The 19,103-nt window shown below is 74.6% G+C and carries 19 protein-coding genes; 12 read left to right on the forward strand and 7 right to left on the reverse strand.

Features of this window, described 5'->3' with window-relative positions; genetic code table 11:
• Window positions 1-8: 8 nt before the first annotated feature.
• Window positions 9-374: a DUF488 domain-containing protein gene (locus ACFWIS_RS09195; protein WP_380452132.1), complete on the reverse strand. Its 366-nt coding sequence runs from the start codon at window positions 372-374 to the stop codon at window positions 9-11.
• A 261-nt stretch (window positions 375-635) separates the two neighbouring features.
• Here ACFWIS_RS09195 and ctaD point away from each other — a divergent pair, with 261 nt between their 5' ends.
• Window positions 636-2,363 (forward strand): cytochrome c oxidase subunit I, encoded by a 1,728-nt coding sequence (gene ctaD / locus ACFWIS_RS09200; protein WP_380452129.1) that lies wholly within the window; start codon window positions 636-638, stop codon window positions 2,361-2,363.
• Complete coding sequence (locus ACFWIS_RS09205) at window positions 2,360-2,761, forward strand: cytochrome c oxidase subunit 4 (protein WP_380452126.1); 402 nt, start codon at window positions 2,360-2,362, stop codon at window positions 2,759-2,761. Before ctaD ends, ACFWIS_RS09205 begins: the two co-directional genes overlap by 4 nt.
• On the opposite strand, the gene ACFWIS_RS09210 is transcribed toward ACFWIS_RS09205, so the two are convergent.
• The 4 genes from ACFWIS_RS09210 to ACFWIS_RS09225 all read right to left on the reverse strand — a co-directional run bounded on the left by ACFWIS_RS09210 (window position 2,721) and on the right by ACFWIS_RS09225 (window position 7,123).
• Entirely contained in the window at window positions 2,721-4,442 is a 1,722-nt protein-coding gene (locus tag ACFWIS_RS09210; protein WP_380452124.1) for a cytochrome bc complex cytochrome b subunit, read from the reverse strand. The two genes, ACFWIS_RS09205 and ACFWIS_RS09210, sit on opposite strands and share 41 nt — an antisense overlap.
• Before the next feature lie 105 nt (window positions 4,443-4,547).
• Window positions 4,548-5,021: a nucleoside deaminase gene (locus ACFWIS_RS09215; protein WP_380452121.1), complete on the reverse strand. Its 474-nt coding sequence runs from the start codon at window positions 5,019-5,021 to the stop codon at window positions 4,548-4,550.
• 150 nt (window positions 5,022-5,171) lie between these two features.
• Window positions 5,172-5,801 (reverse strand): pyridoxamine 5'-phosphate oxidase family protein, encoded by a 630-nt coding sequence (locus ACFWIS_RS09220; protein ID WP_380452118.1) that lies wholly within the window; start codon window positions 5,799-5,801, stop codon window positions 5,172-5,174.
• A 95-nt stretch (window positions 5,802-5,896) separates the two neighbouring features.
• Complete coding sequence (locus tag ACFWIS_RS09225; RefSeq protein ID WP_380452115.1) at window positions 5,897-7,123, reverse strand: AI-2E family transporter; 1,227 nt, start codon at window positions 7,121-7,123, stop codon at window positions 5,897-5,899.
• Between the two features lie 363 nt (window positions 7,124-7,486).
• Between ACFWIS_RS09225 and ACFWIS_RS09230 the strand changes: the two genes are divergently transcribed.
• The 8 genes from ACFWIS_RS09230 to ACFWIS_RS09265 all read left to right on the forward strand — a co-directional run bounded on the left by ACFWIS_RS09230 (window position 7,487) and on the right by ACFWIS_RS09265 (window position 16,073).
• Window positions 7,487-7,921, forward strand: coding sequence for an STAS domain-containing protein (locus ACFWIS_RS09230; RefSeq protein WP_380452112.1), 435 nt, complete (start codon window positions 7,487-7,489; stop codon window positions 7,919-7,921).
• A gap of 11 nt (window positions 7,922-7,932) precedes the next feature.
• A complete protein-coding gene (locus ACFWIS_RS09235; RefSeq protein WP_380452109.1) occupies window positions 7,933-8,394 on the forward strand; it encodes an ATP-binding protein in 462 nt (153 codons plus the stop codon).
• A 127-nt stretch (window positions 8,395-8,521) separates the two neighbouring features.
• Window positions 8,522-8,902, forward strand: coding sequence for an STAS domain-containing protein (locus tag ACFWIS_RS09240; protein ID WP_380452106.1), 381 nt, complete (start codon window positions 8,522-8,524; stop codon window positions 8,900-8,902).
• A 52-nt stretch (window positions 8,903-8,954) separates the two neighbouring features.
• Window positions 8,955-9,326, forward strand: coding sequence for a hypothetical protein (locus ACFWIS_RS09245; protein ID WP_380452103.1), 372 nt, complete (start codon window positions 8,955-8,957; stop codon window positions 9,324-9,326).
• A 147-nt stretch (window positions 9,327-9,473) separates the two neighbouring features.
• Entirely contained in the window at window positions 9,474-12,668 is a 3,195-nt protein-coding gene (locus ACFWIS_RS09250) for a HAMP domain-containing protein (RefSeq protein ID WP_380452100.1), read from the forward strand.
• A gap of 19 nt (window positions 12,669-12,687) precedes the next feature.
• Entirely contained in the window at window positions 12,688-15,000 is a 2,313-nt protein-coding gene (locus ACFWIS_RS09255) for a SpoIIE family protein phosphatase (protein ID WP_380452097.1), read from the forward strand.
• Window positions 15,001-15,104: 104 nt separating this feature from the next.
• Window positions 15,105-15,521: a hypothetical protein gene (locus ACFWIS_RS09260; RefSeq protein WP_380452094.1), complete on the forward strand. Its 417-nt coding sequence runs from the start codon at window positions 15,105-15,107 to the stop codon at window positions 15,519-15,521.
• Between the two features lie 126 nt (window positions 15,522-15,647).
• Entirely contained in the window at window positions 15,648-16,073 is a 426-nt protein-coding gene (locus tag ACFWIS_RS09265; protein WP_380452091.1) for an ATP-binding protein, read from the forward strand.
• Window positions 16,074-16,257: 184 nt separating this feature from the next.
• Here the strand turns inward: ACFWIS_RS09265 and ACFWIS_RS09270 are convergent, their stop codons facing one another.
• A complete protein-coding gene (locus ACFWIS_RS09270; RefSeq protein WP_380452088.1) occupies window positions 16,258-16,719 on the reverse strand; it encodes a DUF5946 family protein in 462 nt (153 codons plus the stop codon).
• Window positions 16,716-17,084 carry a GNAT family N-acetyltransferase gene (locus ACFWIS_RS09275; protein ID WP_380452085.1) on the reverse strand — a complete coding sequence of 123 codons (369 nt, stop codon included), beginning with the start codon at window positions 17,082-17,084 and terminating at the stop codon, window positions 16,716-16,718. The genes ACFWIS_RS09270 and ACFWIS_RS09275 overlap by 4 nt, the downstream gene beginning before the upstream one ends.
• Before the next feature lie 189 nt (window positions 17,085-17,273).
• Between ACFWIS_RS09275 and ACFWIS_RS09280 the strand changes: the two genes are divergently transcribed.
• Window positions 17,274-18,212 carry an ATP-binding cassette domain-containing protein gene (locus tag ACFWIS_RS09280; RefSeq protein WP_380452082.1) on the forward strand — a complete coding sequence of 313 codons (939 nt, stop codon included), beginning with the start codon at window positions 17,274-17,276 and terminating at the stop codon, window positions 18,210-18,212.
• Window positions 18,209-19,060, forward strand: a complete 852-nt coding sequence (locus ACFWIS_RS09285; RefSeq protein WP_380452079.1) for an ABC transporter permease — start codon at window positions 18,209-18,211, stop codon at window positions 19,058-19,060. The genes ACFWIS_RS09280 and ACFWIS_RS09285 overlap by 4 nt, the downstream gene beginning before the upstream one ends.
• The last annotated feature ends 43 nt before the right edge of the window (window positions 19,061-19,103 follow it).

The raw sequence follows: 19,103 nt of genomic DNA on the forward strand, positions 1-19,103 counted from the left end.
CCGTCCGCTCAGTGCTTCTTCTTCGCCAGCCAGTCGGCGAGCACGGCCGCCTGGCTGTGGTCGACGTCCTTGGTGGCGGTGAGCAGGGTGAGCGGGTCGTGGGCGGCCAGCTCGCGCAGGTGGCCGGCGGCCTCCCGGTGCTCGGCGTCGCGCAGCTCGGCGAGGTAGCGGCGGCGGAACTCGGTGAAGCGCTCCGGGTCGTGGCCGTACCACTTGCGCAGTCCGGTCGACGGGGCGACGTCGCGCAGCCATTCGTCCAGGTGCGCGTCCGTCTTCTTCATGCCGCGCGGCCAGACGCGGTCCACCAGTACCCGTTGCCCGTCCTGGGGCGAGGCGTCCTCGTAGATCCGCCGGTAGCTGATCTGTGCGGCCATGACGGGCTCCTCCCGGCTCGGTGTGCGGGTGGCGGGTCCGTCCACGCCCGTGGCGGTCCGCCCACACCAGCGTGTGCCCGGATCGGGCGGATCCGCACACCGACGGCGCAGCCGGGGCGCCGCACGCCCGCCGGTGCCGCGTGGCGCCCGGTGACACCGGCCCGCCGCCGCTAGGGTCGCTCCCGGTGTGCGGGGCCGGGCCGTTCCGGGGGAGGACGGGGCCCTGCCGGGGGTTTCGTCCGGCTCCGCTGCGGAGGTCCCATGAGTGCGTCCGACACCACCGCCGACACCACCGTCGGCACCGGCCCGCCGCCGCGCGTCCGGCTGCGGGTGCGGCGGGGCAGCCGGCTGCTGCGCTGGCTGTTCACCACGGACCACAAGGTGATCGGCAACCTCTACCTGGCGACGGCCTTCGGGTTCTTCCTGGTCGGGGGCCTGATGGCGCTGCTGATGCGGACGCAGCTGCTGGGCCCCGACACCGGGTTCCTGTCGAACGAGCGGTACAACCAGCTGTTCACCATGCACGGCACGATCATGCTGCTGCTGTTCGCCACCCCGACCTTCGCCGGCTTCGCCAACGCGATCATGCCGCTGCAGATCGGCGCGCCCGACGTGGCCTTCCCCCGGCTGAACGCCTTCACCTACTGGGCGTTCCTGCTGGGCGGGCTGATGGTGCTGAGCGGCTTCCTCACCGCGGGCGGCGCCCCCGCGTTCGGCTGGTTCGCCTACGCTCCGCTGAACGGGCCGGAGCACTCGCCCGGGACGGGACCGGACCTGTGGGCGCTCGGCCTGGTGGTGGCCGGTCTCGGGACGATCCTGGGCTCGGTCAACTTCATCACCACCATCACCTGTCTGCGCGCACCGGGCATGACGCTGTTCCGGATGCCGGTCTTCACCTGGACCGTGCTGTTCACCTCGATCATGGTGCTGCTGGCCTTCCCGGTGCTGACCGCGGCCCTGCTGCTGCTGGAGGCGGACCGCAGGTTCGGCGCCCACGTCTTCGACCCGGCCAACGGCGGGGCGATGCTCTGGCAGCACCTGTTCTGGTTCTTCGGCCACCCGGAGGTGTACATCGTGGCGTTGCCGTTCTTCGGCGTCGTCAGCGAGATCATCCCGGTCTTCAGCCGCAAGCCGCTGTTCGGCTACTACGGGATGATCGGCGCGACCATCGCCATCACCTCGCTGTCGATGTCGGTGTGGGCGCACCACATGTTCGCCACCGGGCAGGTGCTGCTGCCGTTCTTCTCGATGATGTCCTTCCTGATCGCGGTGCCCACCGGGGTGAAGTTCTTCAACTGGATCGGGACGATGTGGCACGGCTCGCTGTCCTTCGAGACCCCGATGCTGTGGTCGATCGGGTTCCTGGTGACCTTCCTGTTCGGCGGACTGAGCGGGGTGCTGCTGGCCGCGCCGCCGATCGACTTCCACGTCACCGACAGCTACTTCGTGGTGGCCCACCTGCACTACGTCCTGTTCGGGACGGTCGTGTTCGCGACCTTCGGGGGCTTCTACTTCTGGTGGCCGAAGATCACCGGGAAGATGCTCGACGAGCGGCTCGGGAAGGTGCAGTTCTGGATCCTGTTCGTCGGGTTCCAGACCACCTTCCTGGTGATGCACTGGCTGGGCGCCCAGGGGATGCCCCGGCGCTACGCGACGTACCTGGCGGTGGACGGCTTCACCACGCTCAACGTGGTCGCCTCGATCGGCGCCTTCCTGCTCGGCGTCTCCAACCTGCCGTTCTTCTACAACGTCTGGATCACCACCCGGCACGGCACCCGGGTCGACCAGGACGACCCGTGGGGCTGGGGCCGCTCCCTCGAGTGGGCCACGTCCTGTCCGCCGCCGCACCACAACTTCCTGGTGCTGCCCCGGATCCGCTCCGAGTCGCCGGCCTTCGACCTGCACCACCCGGAGGTGCCGCCGGAGGACTCGCCGAGCGGCGCCGGACAGCCGCAGGTCGGCCGGAGCGGACGGGGGGAGGCGGGATGAAGGCCGAGGGGTGGCTGTTCGCCGTCATGACGGTGTTCTTCGCGGTGGTCGGGCTGGTCTACGGCCTCTGGGCGCACGAGCCTGCCGGCAAGGCGATCCTGACGGTGGCGTTCCTGATGTCGGGGCTGGTCGCGTTGTTCTGGTTCGTCCAGCACCAGCGGCGCGGCGGCGGGCGGCCGCAGGACCGCAAGGAGGCCGAGATCGTGGAGTCCGCCGGGCAGGTGGGCTTCTTCCCGGCCCGCAGCGGCTACCCGGTGCTCACCGCGGCGGGCCTGGTGGTCTTCGCGCTGGGCCTGGTGTTCGCCCGCTGGCTGATCGTCTGCGGGGCGGTGCTGCTCGGCTTCGCCGTGTTCGGCTTCATCTTCCAGTACCACGACCGCGGCGACGGCGGGGCCTGAGCCGGCGGAACAGCCGGCTCACCGGCCCGCGCCGCTCCGGGAGCGCGGGCCGGTCGGTCGCCGGCGGTGCGGGGTGCTCCGGCGCGGTGAGGACGGCCGCGACGGCGCGGGCCTCCTGCTCGGTGGCGGGCAGCTCGACCCGGTCGCCGTGGTACCAGGAGCCGAGCGCGGCCCGGGCCCGTTCGGTGCGCGGCGCCCCGGGCCGCGGCTCGTCCGGTCGCGGGGCGTCGCGCACCAGCAGCGCGTACCGCTCGGCGGCCGGCACCGGCCGGTGGTGCCCGTCGAAGCCGCCCTCGATCGACTGGTCGATCCGCCCGGTCGGGTCGCCCTCCAGCAGCCGGGAGCGGTCCCTGGCCTGCAGGGCGAGGCAGAGCCACCGGGTGAGCAGGAACGCGAGCGCCGGCGCCAGGAAGAACGCCGCCCGCAGCACCCAGGTCAGGGAGTTGACGGAGACGCCGAAGACGTACGCGACCACGTCGTTGCCGCCGGCGATCAGCAGCACGGTGTACCAGGTGACCCCGGCGGCCCCGAGCGCGGTGCGGACGGGCTTGTTGCGCGGCCGGTCGCACAGGTGGTGCTCGCCGCCGCCCGGGGTGAGCCAGCGCTCCACGAAGGGGTAGGCGTACAACGCCCCGAACAGCAGGCCCGGCACCACCAGGGCGGGCAGGAAGGCGTTCCAGGAGACGGTGTGCCCGAGCACCCCGGTCTCGGCCGCAGGCATCAGCCGCAGTGCCCCCTCGATGAATCCGATGTACCAGTCGGGTTGGGCGCCCGCCCCGGCGACGTCGGGCCGGTAGGCGCTGTAGCGCCAGATCGGGTTGATCTCCGCGGCCAGCGCGGACAGCGCCAGGATGCCGCCGACGGTGAAGGCCAGGCCGGTGGTGCGGGCCAGGAACTGGGGGAAGAAGGGGAGCCCCACCACGTTCCGGTTGGTCCGGCCGGGCGCCGCCCACTGGGTGTGCTTGAGCACCACCACCAGGGTCAGGTGCGCCCCGATCAGCGCCAGCAGCAGACCGGGCACCAGCAGGATGTGCACGGTGAACAGCCGCGGGATGATCGCGTGCCCGGGGAACTCGCCGCCGAAGGCGAAGAAGGTGAGGTAGCTGCCGACGAGCGGCACCGAGAGCAGGACGCCCTCGGCGATCCGGAGCCCGGTGCCGGACAGGGTGTCGTCCGGCAGCGAGTAGCCGGAGAACCCCTCCAGCAGGGCGAGGGTCAGCAGGGTCACCCCGATCACCCAGTTCAGCTCGCGCGGGCGGCGGAAGGCGCCGGTGAAGAACACCCGCAGCAGGTGCGCGCAGATCGAGGCGACGAACAGCAGGGCCGCCCAGTGGTGGATCTGACGCACCAGTAGGCCGCCGCGCACCTCGAAGCTGATCCGCAGGGTCGAGGCGTACGCCTCGGACATCCGGACCCCGCGCAGCGGCAGGTAGGGGCCCTGGTAGTCGACGTCGCCCATGCTCGGGTTGAAGAAGAAGGTGAGGAACACCCCGGTCAGCAGCAGGAGGACGAAGCTGTACAGGGCCAGTTCGCCGAGCAGGAACGACCAGTGGTCGGGGAACGCCTTGCGGAGTAGCAGCCTGCCCGCCTCGGTCAGCGGGAGCCGCCCGTCCACGGCCCGTACGGCGCGCTCCGGCCGGTTCGCGGGCACCCGCCGGCCGTGAGCCTGGTTTCCGTCCATAGCGGGCAACCTAGTGCGAAACGCCCGGCCCGGCCGGGCAGGGCATCCCGATCCTCCGCCGGGGCCGAGCCCGGAGCACCCGGTCGGAGCAACCGGGGTGCTCCGCTACCCCCAGTAGCCGACGTGCACGGCCGAAGCCTCCTCGAAGAGGTACGGACCGGACACCTCCACGGTGTTGCCGCCGGCCGCGAAGACCGCGCGGCAGGGCAGGTCGAGGACCGGCTCGTCCGGGTCGACGCCCGCGATGGCGTTCAGTTCGGGCGCGGCGAGGGCGTAGACGACCCGCCGGATGCCGCTCCAGTAGATCGCCCCGGCGCACATCGCGCAGGGCTCGGTGCTGGAGTAGAGGGTGGCCTCGGCGAGCTGGTGCGGGGCCAGGGTGCGGGAGGCCTCGCGGACCAGGTTGATCTCCGCGTGGGCGGTGACGTCGTGGTCGGTCAGCACGGTGTTCTCGGCGGTGAGCAGGACGTCCCCGTCCGGACCGGTGAGCAGCGCGCCGAACGGGTGGTTGCCGTGAGCCCGGGCGGAAGCGCCGAGCTCGATGGCGGCGAGCAGGTGGGCGGGGGAGTGGTCGGCCATGGCGGGTCTCCTCGGACAGGGCGGATGGCGGGGCGGACGGCGGGGCGGACGGCGGGGCGGGGGGTCGGAGCGGGCTGCCGCGCCTCCGGACCCCCGACCAGTGTCACCCCGCCGTCGTGGGGCCGCCCCGGCGCCCCCGGCGCCCCCGGCTCACCCGTAGAGCCGGGCGCCGTACCGCGGGCCGTAGTACTGCTCGAGGTCCGCCAGGTCCTCGTCCGGCCGCTCCAGGCTCTTGGCGATGCGCGCCCGGGACGGCGCCGCCTCCGGGGCCCAGGACTCCGGCTTCCAGAGCGCCGAGCGCAGGAAGGACTTGGAGCAGTGGTGGAACACCTCCTCGATCTCGACCAGCAGCGCCACCGGCGGCCGGTGGCCGTTGACCACCAGCCGGTCGAAGAACGGCGCGTCGCGCAGCAGGCGGGCCCGGCCGTTGATCCGCAGGGTGTCGCCGCGGCCGGGGATCACGTACAGCAGGCCGACGTGGGGGTTGCCCAGGACGTTGCGGAAGCCGTCGGTGCGCCGGTTGCCGGGGCGCTCGGGCACCACGATCGTGGTGTCGTCCAGGACGAGGGTGAAGCCGGCCGGGTCGCCCTTCGGGGAGGCGTCGCAGCTGCCGTCCGCCGCCGCCGTGGAGACCACGCAGAACGGCGAGGCGGCCAGCCAAGCGCGGTCGTGCTCGTGCAGGGAGGTCCGCACCTTGGCCGCGTCCCGCGGGGTCGGCGCACCGAGCAGCTCGCGCAGTTCGTCCTCGGAAGTGATCTCCACCAGTCCGTCCGTCCGCATGGACGTTCCCCTCTCCCCGTGTGTCTCGCCGTGCGACGGCGTGCGGCCAGCCTAGGCGGTGGCCTTCTCGACCCTGCCCGGCCCTGCTCCGGGCGTCAGCGGTCGCGCGGGGAGCGGCGCGGGTGGTCGCCCACCGCCGGGGCATCGCGCCCGGAGCCCGGGTGCCCCCGCGCGCGGTGGTCCCGCAGTTCGTCGCGGCGGTCCCGCAGTGCGTTGAGCACCGCCCAGGCCACCGACACCACGGGCACCGCGACCACCGCGCCCAGCACTCCGGCCAGTACGGCGCCGCCGATCACCGACAGGGCCACCGCCACCGGGTGGATGCGCACCGACCAGCCCAGCACCAGCGGATGCAGCAGATGCCCCTCGATCTGGCCGATCACCACGATCAGGGCCAGCACCAGCAGCGCCACCACCGGCCCGCGCGCCGCGAGCGCCACCAGCGCGGCGACCGCCAGGGCGATCGGGGAGCCGATCAGCGGCACCAGCGCGGCGACGAACTCCAGCACCATCAGCGGCAGCACCAGCGGCACCCGTAGGACGGCCAGCGCGATGCCGACCAGCACCGCGTTGGTCGCCGCCACGATCAGCACCCCGCGGGTGTAGCCCGCGAAGGTCTGCCAGGCGGCCTGGCCGGCCCGGCTCCAGGCGGGGCGGGCCCGGGACGGGAGCTGGTGCTGCGCCCAGGCCCACATCCGCTCGCCGGAGTGCAGGAAGAACACTGAGCAGAACACCGCGAGGGCCAGGCCGGTGACCAGCTCGACGGCCCGGCCGGCCCCGCTGAGCGCCGTGGTCAGCAGCGCCGAGCGGTGCGCCGAGACGAACGAGCCGAGCTTCGCCCGCAGGTCCGTGACGGTGCCGGGCCGCAGGTGGAAGGGGGCGCGGGTGAGCCAGTGGTCGATCCGCCCGAGGCCGCCGCGCAGTTCGTCGCCGATCTGGGTCCACTGGTCGGCGACGTTCGTGCCGACCAGCGCCAGGACCCCGCCGACCAGCGCGACCGCGCACACGAAGGCCACCAGCACGGCCAGCGAGCGGGGCAGTGCCCGGGCGAGCAGGTCGACCAGAGGGCGCAGCACCGAGGTGATCACCAGCGCCACGAACAGCGCGATCACCGGCACCTCCAGCTGGCCGAGAACCTGGACGGCCAGGTAGGCGGCCACCCCGAGCAGCCCCAGCCGCCAGATGTACCCGGCGGCGGTGCGCAGCCCGGCCGGGACGCGCTCAGGGGGCGCGGCCGGACGGGCCCGGCGCAGGGCCACCCGGGGCGGGCGGCTGCCGAGCGGCCGGGGGCGTCGGCCCGGTCCGGGGCCGTTCACGCCCATGGGCCGGCCCCCCGCGGTCGGCGGGGCGCGGTCAGGGCGCGCGCTGCGGGTCGCGACACGGCGGGCTCAGCCGGGGGTCTCGTGCGGTACCGACCGGTCCTTGGGCGCGGCCCGGTCGCGGGTCGGGTCCTGGTCGCTCATGGGGCTCGCCTCCCGCTTCCTCGGCCTGCGCCTCCGGAAGCCTCTCGGACGGAAGTCCTGCCCCCAGCGTCTCTCCGGCCGCGGGGCTCGTACACCTCGGCGCGGGATTCCGGCGGGCGGCCGTCCGGGTGGTTCCGAGGGCCGTCCGGGCGGTCCCGGCCGCCGCGCGGCATGATGGTCGGTACGGCAGCCCTGCCGTACCGACCGGACCGGGAGCGCGCGATGCCAGGGCCAACCGAGGTCCCCAGCGAGGGCGAGCAGTGGAGCACGGGCCTGCACGTGGCGGCCGAGGACCGGGCGTCGGAGCGGATCGTCACGGTGGCCGGGGAGCTGGACCACGACTCGGCGGACGTGCTGCGCACCGTACTGGCCCGGCCGCTGCGGGACGGGGTCCGCCGGATCGTGGTCGACCTGGCCGAGCTGCGGTTCTGCGACTCCACCGGGCTGAACATCCTGCTGCGGGCCCGGATCGACGCGGAGGCGGCCGGGCGGACCCTGGAGGTCGCTCGGCCGCGCCCCATCGTGGCCCGGCTGTTCGAGGTCACCGGTGCCGACACCGTGCTGCGGATCCGGGCCGACCGCGACCCCGACCCTGGCCCCGATCCCGGCCCCGCACCGGGGGCCGTCGCCGAGCCCCCCGCACCCGGCCGGGAGTGAGGGGCCGCGCGGTGTTCCCGCCGGACGGTGCCCCCGCGCCGGGCCCGGGACGGGCCAGGCGGCTGGCGTTCGCGGGCAGCGAGGGCGCGGTGCAGCGCAGCCGGGAGTTCAGCCGGGCGGCGCTGCGGTCCTGGGGGTGGATGCCCGCCGTCGACGAGGAGCAGCTGGCGGTGACGGAGGACGTCCTGCTGATGGTGTCGGAGCTGGTCACCAACGCGTGTCTGCACGCGCCGGGCGGCCCGCGGGAGCTGCGGATGGACTGGGACGGCGCCCGGCTGCGGGTGGAGGTCGCGGACGCCAGCCCGGTGCCGCCGAGGCTGCGGCTGTCCGCGGACCCCGCCCGGCCGGGCGGTCACGGGCTGCGGGTGGTGGACCGGCTGGCCCGGGCCTGGGGGTCGGTGCCCGAGGACGGCGGCAAGCTGGTCTGGCTGGAGGTGCCGTCCCCGCTGGACCGAACCGCTTCCGGCCGCTGACCGCTCCGGCCGACCGGAACGGTCGACATCGCCGTCCGGTGTTTCCCGGGCGCCGCAGTGGACAGGCGCGCTGCGGGGGCCGTCGGGGGAGACCAGCGTCGGGCGAAGGACCACGAGGAGGAGCGCCATGGTGGGCCGGCAGCCGAAGGGCCGGGGCCCGGTCTCCGAGCGCCTCGGCGAGCCCGGGGTCCTCCTGGCGCACGCCTCGCCGTGGGCCGGGGGCACCGTGATCGCCCTGTACGGCGAACTCGACCTCGACTCGGTCGCCGAGTTGAACGCCGTCCTCGAACCGGCCCTGGCCGAGCCCGCCACCGTCGTCGTGATCGACTGCGCCGGGCTGGAGTTCTGCGACTCGACCGGGCTCAACGCGCTGCTCCACGCCCGGGCCCGGGCGGCGGCCGACGGCAGCCGGATCGAACTGGCCCGGCCCCGGCCACTGGTGCTGCGGATGCTCGAACTCACCGGCGCCACTGACGCCTTCCGGGTGCGGGACACCGTCCCCGGCTGACCGGGCCGGAAGCGTGCGGGAGCGGAAGCGTGGGGGCGGAAGGGAGCGGAGCATGGCCAGCTTGCTGGTCGACGGTGGCGACCTGGTCGTCCGGCTGGCGTGGTGGGAACGCCTGGTGGCCCGCCGCCGGGAGGTCCGGGCGCCGCTGGAGGCCGTCACGGCGGTGGAGGTCCAGCCGGACCGCTGGCGGGCGCTGCGCGGACTGCGGGACACCGGGCTGGCCGTCCCCGGCGCACTCTGCCTGGGCGTGTGGCGGCACAAGGACGGACGCGACTTCGTCGCGCTGCGCGGGCACCGGCACGCCGTGCTGTGCGTGCGGCTGCGCCCGCCCGCGCCCTTCGCCGGGATCGCCGTGGACACGGACGACCCGCTGCGGACCGCCGCCGAGCTGCGGATGGTCCGGGGGCTCGCCGCTCCCCCCTGATCCCGGGCACGCCGATCCGGGGCGGGCCGGCACCGGCTGACGCCCCCGGCCTCCGGTGGCACAGTGGGAGCAGGGCGGTGGCCCCGCCGCCCCGGGCCGGCGTGGTGCCCTGGAAGCACCCGGCCGTGCGATCCGGACGGTGGACCGATGGACGAGCACCCTGTGAACGGGCTTGCCGAACAGTCGCTGAGGCAACTGCTCGCCGGGCTCACGGCGGTTCGCGACGGCGACTTCCGCACCCGGCTGGACCCGGACCGGCCGGGTGTGCTGGGGGAGATCGCCACGGTCTTCAACGGGATGTCCGAACAGCTGGCCCGGGTCACCTCCGAGCTGACCAGGGTGGCCCGCGAGGTCGGCACCGAGGGCCGGCTCGGCGGGCAGGCCCAAGCGCCGGACGCCACCGGGACGTGGAAGGACCTCACCGACTCCGTCAACGCGATGGCCGGCAACCTGACCGGCCAGGTCCGGGCGATCGCGCGGGTGGCCACCGCTGTCGCCGGGGGCGACCTCACCCAGAAGATCCGGGTGGACGCGCGCGGCGAGATCCTGGACCTCAAGGAGACCCTCAACACGATGGTCGACCAGCTCTCCGCCTTCGCCGACGAGGTGACCAGGGTGGCGGGCGAGGTCGGCACGGCCGGGAACCTGGGCGGGCAGGCCACCGTGCGGGGCGTCTCGGGCACCTGGAAGGACCTCACCGACAACGTCAACGTGATGGCCTCCAACCTCACCGGGCAGGTCCGTTCGATGTCCGAGGTGGCGACCGCGGTGGCGCGCGGGGACCTCTCCAAGAAGATCACGGTGGAGGCCAAGGGCGAGGTCGCGGCGCTCGCGGCCGCGATCAACACCATGGTGGACACCCTGTCGGTGTTCGCCGACGAGGTGACGCGAGTGGCCCGCGAGGTCGGCACCGAAGGCATCCTGGGCGGCCAGGCCCGGCTGCCGAACGTCGCCGGGACGTGGAAGGACCTCACCGACAGCGTCAACTTCATGGCGCACAACCTGACCAGCCAGGTGCGCAACATCGCCCAGGTGACCACGGCCGTCGCCGGGGGGGACCTCACCCGCAAGATCGACGTGGACGCGCGCGGCGAGATCCTGGAGCTGAAGACCACCGTCAACACCATGGTGGAGCAACTGAGTTCCTTCGCCGCCGAGGTGACCAGGGTGGCCCGGGAGGTCGGCACCGAGGGGCGGCTCGGCGGTCAGGCCGAGGTGGAAGGGGTCTCCGGGACGTGGAAGCGGCTCACCGAGACCGTCAACGAGCTGGCCGGCAACCTCACCCGGCAGGTCCGGGCGATCGCCGAGGTCACCAGCGCCGTCGCGGCCGGCGACCTCACCCGCTCGATCAGCGTGGACGCCTCCGGCGAGGTCGCCGAACTCAAGGACAACATCAACGACATGGTGGAGTCCCTGCGCGAGACCATCCAGGCCAACCAGGAGCAGGACTGGCTGAAGACCAACCTGGCCCGCTTCTCCGCCGCCGTCCAGAGCCGCCGGGACATCACGGCCGTCGCCGAGATGATCACCGACGAGCTGACCCCGTTGGTCGGCGCCCAGTACGGGGCCTTCTTCCTGGCGGAGGAGACCGAGGGCGGCACCGAACTGGCCCGGATCAGCGCCTACGGCCGCGCTCGCAGCGAACTCGCGGATCAGCGGGTGAAGTTGGGCGAGTCGCTGGTGGGCCAGGCGGCGCGCAGCCGGCGGATCATCACCGTGGACGAGCTGCCGCCCGGCTACGCCGTCATATCCTCCGGGGCCGGCGCCGCCGACGCCCGCTCGCTCGTCCTGCTGCCCATCGCCCTGGAGGAATGGCTGCTCGGTGTGCTGGAGTTCGCCTCCGTCCACCCCTTCACCGAGGTCCACCTGGACTTCCTGGCGCAGTTCGCCGAGGCCTGCGGCGTCAACATCGGCAACCTGCTGGCCAACGCGCGCACCGACGAACTGCTCGGCGAGTCCCAGCGGCTCACCGGCGAACTCCGGGCCCGGTCCGAGGAGTTGCAGGCCGGGCAGGAGGAGCTTCGGCGCTCCAACGCCGAACTGGAGGAGCAGGCCGCGCTGCTCGCCCAGCGCAACCGCGACATCGAGGCGAAGAACCTGGAGATCGAGCAGGCCCGCCAGGAACTGGAGGAACGGGCCCGGCAGTTGAGCCTCACCTCGATGTACAAGTCGGAGTTCCTGGCCAACATGAGCCACGAACTGCGGACCCCGCTGAACAGCCTGCTGATCCTCGCCCAGCTGCTGGCCCAGAACGCCGCCGGCAACCTCACCGCCAAACAGGTCGAGTACGCGGGCGTCATCCACTCGGCCGGCACCGACCTGCTCCAGCTGATCAACGACATCCTCGACCTGTCCAAGATCGAGGCGGGAAAGATGGAGCTGACCCCCGAACCCTTCGCCGTGCGCGAGCTGTTGGAGTACGTCGAGTCCGGGTTCCGGCCGCTCGCCGACCAGAAGGGCCTCGGTTTCGAGGTCACCGTCGACCGGGCCGTGCCGGACGAACTCGTGACCGACCAGGCCAGGTTGCGCCAGGTGCTGCGCAACCTGCTCTCCAACGCCGTCAAGTTCACCGACAGCGGCCGGGTGGAGCTGCGGATCCAGCGCGTCGAGGGGCCGCGGCTGCCGCCCGAACTCGGCCGGGCGGAGGCCGCGGTGGCCTTCCACATCGAGGACACCGGCATCGGCATCGACCCCGCCCAGCTGGACACCATCTTCGGCGCCTTCCAGCAGGCCGACGGCACCACCGGCCGCCGCTACGGCGGCACCGGCCTCGGCCTGTCGATCAGCCGGGAGCTCGCCCGGCTGCTCGGCGGTGCCCTCACCGTCAGCTCCACCGCCGGGCAGGGCAGCCGCTTCTCGTTCCACCTGCCGCTCACCGAACCCGAACGTCCGGAGGAGGACGGCGCACCGGAGCGCCGACCGGGCGCCCCCGGCCCCGGGGCCGCCGCCCCCGCGGACCGACGGCTGGCCGGGCGCACCGTCCTGATCGTCGACGACGACGTGCGCAACGTCTTCGCGCTGGCCTCCGCCCTGGAGGAGAGCGGACTGACCGTGCTGCACGCGCCCGACGGCGCGAGCGGGCTCGACCTGCTGCGCGCCCACCCCGAGACCGACCTCGTCCTGATGGACGTGATGATGCCCGGCCTCGACGGCTACGCCGCGATCGCCGCCATCCGCGCCGACGAACGCTTCGCACGCCTGCCGGTCATCGCCGTCACCGCCAAGGCCATGCCCGGCGACAAGGACAAGAGCCTGGCGGCGGGCGCCGACGACCACGTCACCAAGCCCGTCGACACCGGCCGGCTGCTCGACCGGGTGCGCGACTGGCTGGACGGGACATGACCACCGGCCCGGACCCGTCATGACCGCGGAGCGGCAGACCGGGGACGAAACGGCAGCGGCCCTCGCGGCGACCGTCCGCCGGCTGCAGGACACCGTCGAGCGGCTGCGGGCCGAGGCCCGGGCCGGAGCCGTCGTCGACCTGGCCACCGGCGTCCTGACCGAGCGCCTCGGCGTCCTGCCCGCCGAGGCGGCCGCTCGGCTGACCCGGCTGGCGCGCGAGGCCGGCGTCCCGGTGGCCGCCCTGGCCAGCGACATCGTCGGCCTGCCCGGGCCGGTGCCCGTCCAGCCGGACCCGGACCCGGACCCGGACCCCGACCCGGCGCCGGCCGACCCGGCCCCGCCGCACGCCGGGCCGTCGGCCGGCGGGCCCGCCCCCGTCGCCGCCGACCACGACCTCCAGCGGGCCGCCGACAGCCTGCTGGAGCAACTGGAGGCCTCGATGGGCGTCCAGGCCCTCGCCGTCTGGCAGTGCCTGCCGGGCGGCGCGCTCGCCCTCGCCGCGCACAGCGGCCTCGCCGCCGCAGAGGCCACGGCCTGGAGCCGGGTGCCGCCGGGCATCGCCACCCCGGCCCAGCAGGTCGTCGTCGGCGCGGCGGAACTGTGGCCGGACGACCCGGACGACCCGGCCGCCCGGGGGCCGTCGGTGGCCGCCGGGGCGGCCCGGGCGGTCCTGCCGCTGCTGGACCGGGGTCGGCGCCAGGGCGCCCTGGAGGTGCTCTGGACCGGGCCCGCCCCCGCGCTCAGCCCGTCCGAGCGCCACCAGCTGCGCGCGCTGGCCGAACTCTGCGCGACCCTCCTCGGCCCGGTCGGCGAGCCCCCGGCGCCCGACGAGGCCGACGTCCTGCTGGAAGGACTGCTCACCCCCGCGCTCCTGCTGGAACCGGTGATCCGCACCGGGCAGGTCACCGACTTCACGATCCGGCGGGTCAACGCCGAGTTCCGCGACCCGCTCGGCCGCCCCCGGGACGCGCTGGAGGGCGGCTCCCTCCTGGAGGCCTACCCGGTCGCCGGCGCCACCGGCCTGTTCGCCCGGCTCCTGCGCGCGCACCGCACCGGTGTCCCCCAGCCGGGCGAGCCGGTGCGGCTGGCCTTCCAGGACGGCCGGCTCGCCCGGCCCGCCACCGTACGGCTGGCGATCGCCCCGCTCGGCGGGCGGCTCCTGGTCGGCTGGCAGGAGGAGGATCGGACCGCCGAGGACGAGCAGACGGCGCTGCTGCGCCAGGCCCAGCGGCTGGCCCGGGTCGCCGGCTTCGAGGAGCGCGCCGACTCCGACCGGATCCGCTGGAGCGACGGCCTGCGGGAACTCTTCGGCCTGCCCGGCGCCGCGCCGCCCGTCCCGCTGGGCCGCCTCGACCGGCACGTCCACCCGGACGACGAATCCGCCGTGCGCCGCCTGGTCGACACCGTCCGGCACCACCGGCGCACCTCCTCCGCGGTGGTCCGGCTGGCCCGCCCGGACGGCGGCTACCGCTACACCCGGGTCATCGCCGAACCCGTCCTCGACGACGAGGGCCGGCTCATCGCGGTGCGCGGCGCCTACCACGACGTCTCCGCCCAGCACCGCACCGAGGTCGCGCTCGGCGCCACCCGGGCGCGACTGGCCGACAGCGAACAGGAGACGGCCGAGAGCGCCCAGCTGGCCCTGCGGCTCCAGCAGGCCATCCTGCCCGCCGCCCCGCCCCCGCTCGGGGTGACCGGCCTGCGGGCGGCCGTGCGCTACCGTCCGGCCGCCGAACGCCACCGGGTCGGCGGCGACTGGTACGACGTGCTGCCGCTGCCCGGCAAGCGCGTGCTGCTCGCCGTCGGCGACGTCGCCGGGCACGGCGTCGGCGCGGCCACCGGCATGGTCGCGCTGCGTCACGCCCTGCGCGGCCTGGCCGTCACCGGCGCGGGCCCGGCCCGGCTGCTGGAGTGGGCCAACACCGTCGCCCTGCGCGAACCGGGGCAGGTCACCGCCACCGCCGTGTGCGTGCTGCTCGACCCGGTCGGCGGCGGGCTGCGCTGGGCGCGGGCCGGCCACCTGCCGCCGATCCTGATCGGACCGGGCGGCGCCGAGGTGCTGCCGTTGCCGCACGGCGTGCTGCTCGGCGCCCTGGACGACGCCCGGTACGAGGAGCACACCGCCCGACTGTCCTCCGGCGACGTGCTGCTGCTCTACACCGACGGCCTGGTCGAGCGGCGGGACCGCCCGGTGGAGGAGTCCGTCGACCAGCTGATCCGGACCGCCGGGGCGCCCGGCCCGGACCTGGAGCGCTACCTGGACCGGCTGCTCGACCTCAGCCCCGCCGACACCGACGACGACACCTGCCTGATCGCCGTCCAGGTCGAGTAGCGCCGCTCGGCCACCCGCCCCCGCCGGAACGTTACGGACGGGATCCGCCGGGTAGGCGCGGCCTGGTAGCGGGGGGCCGAGAACGGGACGGAAGGGGAACCCCCATGCTGCTGCTAGGACTTCTGCTGCTGGCGGCCTCCGGCGCCTTCACCGGGCTGCTGATCGCCGACAACCTCGGCGGCGGGCCGGAGTACCAGGTGACGATCCTCGGCAACGATCTCGTGAAGCTCGACAGCCTCGGGATCTTCCTCGCGGGCCTCGCCCTCGCCCTGGTCTTCTGCCTGGGACTCGCCATGATGAGGCCGTCCCGGCGCGCCTCCCGGCGCCCGGTGCGGACCGCCGGATACGTCGGGGACCGGCGGGTGGAGCCGACCGCGCCGGTCGAGCCGACGCCGCCGCTGGAGGCCCGGGGCGCCCCGCCGGTGAGCCCGGAGGAGCGCGCGGCCGAGCAGGGCGGCCGGGCCGCCGGCATCCCGCTCGAGCCGCAACGGCGGCGCGGTCGGCACCTGTTCGGGCACTGAGCCGCGGGTGTTGAGGACCGGGCTCTGAGCGTGGGTCCCTGAGCCCCCGGCTCGACCGCGGACGGAGGCCGGGTGGCGGGTTCCGGTGGTGACCGGGCACGACAGCGACGAGGGAGGTGCGGTCGGATGGGCGGCGGCCTGGCGTCCGCGCGGTCATGCTCCTCGGTGCAGCCGTGGGCCCGCCGCCTGCCGTTGTCCACCCGGCCGGGGGCCGTCGCCGAGGCGCGGTCCTGCACCGCCGCCTTCCTGGCCGACGTGGCCGATCCCCTGGTGGTGGCCGACGCCGTCCTGCTGGTCTCCGAGCTGGTCGGCAACGCCGTCCGGCACACCGGCGCGCCCGGGGCGCTGATCCTGGTTCGCTGCCCGGGCCGGCTGCGGATCGAGGTCAGCGACGCGAGTCGGTGCCCCCCGCTGCCGCGCCCCTCGGACGGCAGGGGCGAGAACGGCGGCCTCGGCCTGTTCCTGCTGAGCCGCCTCGCGCTGCGCTGGGGCTGGCGCCCGGCGGGTGCGGGCAAGGCGGTCTGGTGCGAGCTGCGGATCCCCGGGGACTGACGGGTCACGGGCGGGGTGCTGCGGCCGGGCCCCTCGGTCAGGCCGGTTCCCCGCTGCCCGCCCGGCCGGCGCCGCCCGGGCGGGTCTTCCGCTACTCGCCGGCCATGCTGTTCCCGACCGGGGTCTTGCGGGCCCGGGCGGCGCGGACGATCACGCGCACGGTCCCGTCCCGGTCCCGGGGCGGCTACCCGCCGTCGCCGCCCCAGGCCGCCAGCGTGGCCGCCGCCCAGTCCCGCACCCGGTCGGCGAAGCCGTCGGCCGGGAACGTCCGGTCCAGCGCGACCTGCTCGATCGTCACCGCGAACCCGCCTCGCGGCGCGGTCGGCGGCTCGGGCTCCGGCGTAGGCCCGGGCCCGGGATGCCCCGCCCCGCCCGTCACCCGGTGCGAGTTCGCCCGCCGGGCTCGCCCGACCAGCCGCTCCACCGCCGGCAGCCCGCCGGCCAGGTACGCCCGCAGCAGCCCCCGGGCGCCCGCCCCGCCGTCCCCGGGCAACCGGCCCGGGTGCTGCAACAGGAAGCAGGACACCGACACCCCGTGCAGCGGACCCCACGGCTCCGCCCGGGAGTGGTCCAGTGCCAGCAGCCCGTGGAACAGCTCGGCACACCCGCGCGCGCCGCACTCCGCGCAGGGCTCGGCGGCCGTCACCCGCGCACGGTCTTGCTCATGGACATCGCCGAGACGCCGTAGCCGCTGCGGCGGTGCTCGGGCAGCACGCGGAGGTCGTAGAGCCGGGCGGCGGTGGAGCTGCCGGACTCCGCGCGGGGGTCGGGGCCGATCCAGGCGCTGCCGACCGTCCGGCCCGACTCATCCTCGGCGACCACCAGGTGGTGGCCGGGGGTGTCCGGGCCGTCCGGGAGGAACCTGGCGGTGCCCTGGCGGGCGCGCTCGCGGGCCAGCTCCTCGGGCATCAGCTTGGCCAGCTCCTGGATGGTCTCGGCCTCGCGGATCTCGGTGGCCGACTGGTACTCGGCCGGGGTCATCTGACGCAGGGTCACGTTCCGATCGTCCATCCCACCATCCTCGGCCAGGCGGCGCGGTCGGCGAAAGCGGGTTTCCGCGGGTAGGGCGACGGTGTGGTACCGCGGTACTACGCGCCGTCCGATGATCAGTCCGCGGTGCCACGGATCCGGCCGCGCCCGCCCCTAGCGTGGAACCGTGGGCGGCCGGGACGGCCCGGCCCCTGGACGTAAGGGCGAGCGATGATCGAGGCGCACCAGCTGACGAAGCGGTACGGGGAGAAGACCGCCGTGGACGGGCTGGACTTCACGGTCCGGCCGGGGGCGGTGACCGGGTTCCTCGGGCCCAACGGGGCGGGGAAGTCGACCACCATGCGGATGATCGTCGGACTGGACGCGCCCACCAGCGGCTCGGTGCGCGTCAACGGCCGCCGGTACGCCGAGCATGCCGCGCCGCTGCAGGAGGTGGGCGCGCTGCTGGAGGCCAAGTCGATCCACCCCGGCCGCTCCGCCTTCAACCACCTGATGGCCCAGGCCCACACCCACGGCATCCCGCGCCGCCGGGTCGAGGAGGTCATCGAGCTGACCGGCCTGCAGTCGGTGGCCCGCAAGCGTGCCGGGGCGTTCTCGCTCGGGATGGGCCAGCGGCTCGGCATCGCGGCCGCCCTGCTGGGCGACCCGGCCACGGTGATGCTGGACGAGCCGGTCAACGGGCTCGACCCCGAGGGCGTGCTGTGGATCCGCAACCTGCTCACCTCGCTCGCCGCCGAGGGCCGCACCGTCTTCGTCTCCTCCCACCTGATGAGCGAGGTCTCGCTGGTCGCCGACCACCTGATCATCGTCGGGCGGGGCAAGCTGCTGGCCGACACCACCGTGCAGGAGCTGGTCCAGCAGGCCGGCGGCGACGTCGTCAAGGTCGCCAGCGCCGACCCGGCCCGGCTGCGCTCCGCGCTCGCCGGACCGGGCGTGGAGATCACCGGCCGCTCCGGCTCGGAGGAACTGCTGGTCACCGGGCGGACGGCCCGGGAGATCGGGCTCACCGCCGCCGAGCAGGGCATCGCGGTGTTCGAGCTGACCCCCCGGACGGTCTCCCTGGAGGAGGCCTTCATGGACCTCACCCGGGACGCCGTCGAGTACCACGGCACCACGACCACCGCCGACACCCAGAGGAGCGCGGCATGACCACGATCGCCCCCAGCCAGACGTCCTCCACGGCCGCCGAGCCGCGCCCCGACCGCCCCGCCTACAAGGTGACGGCCGCGCGCGTGCTGCGCTCGGAGTGGGCCAAGCTGTGGTCGCTGCGCTCCAGCTGGATCACCCTCGGCCTGGCGCTGCTGTTCCTGGTCGCCTTCGGCCTGATCGCGGCCTTCCAGTTCAAGTCGCGGATCACCTCCGGCCGCCCGATGGACCGTGACTTCGCCGCCGCGAGCACGCTCAGCCTCTCCCTCTTCGGCACCAACTTCGCCCAGCTGGCGCTCGGCGTCCTCGGGGTGCTGGTCGCGGCCGGCGAGTACTCGACCGGCATGATCCGCTCCACCCTGGCCGCCGTGCCGCGCCGCCTGCCGGTGCTGTGGTCCAAGGCGGCGGTGTACGGCGTGATCGCGCTGGTGCTGGGCACCGTCGGGGTGTTCGCCACCTTCTCGGCGGACAGCGGCATCCTGTCCGGCACCCGCGCGGCGATGACCCTCTCCGACACCGGCGTGGTGCGCGGCCTGCTGGGCGCCGGGCTCTACCTCGGCCTGGTCGGCGTGATCGGCGTCGCCCTCGGCGCGCTGCTGCGCTCGGTGGCCGGCGGCATCGCCGTCCTGGTCGCCTCGCTGATGCTGATCCCGGGCCTGACCGCGCTGCTGCCCAGCTCCTGGCAGAGCCACATCAGCCCGTACCTGCCCAGCCACGCCGGTGAGGCGATGTTCGCCCTGCACCACGACTCGACCACCCTCTCGCCGACGGCCGGCCTGCTGGTCTTCCTCGGCTGGACGGTGCTCGCGCTCGCCGGCGCCGCCGTACGGCTGACGCGCTCGGACGCCTGAGCCCGGCGGAGCCTGGGACACTCGCGGTGCGGCGCCGGAGCAG

The organism is Kitasatospora sp. NPDC127060 (assembly GCF_042724935.1).
Lineage (GTDB): Bacteria > Actinomycetota > Actinomycetes > Streptomycetales > Streptomycetaceae > Kitasatospora.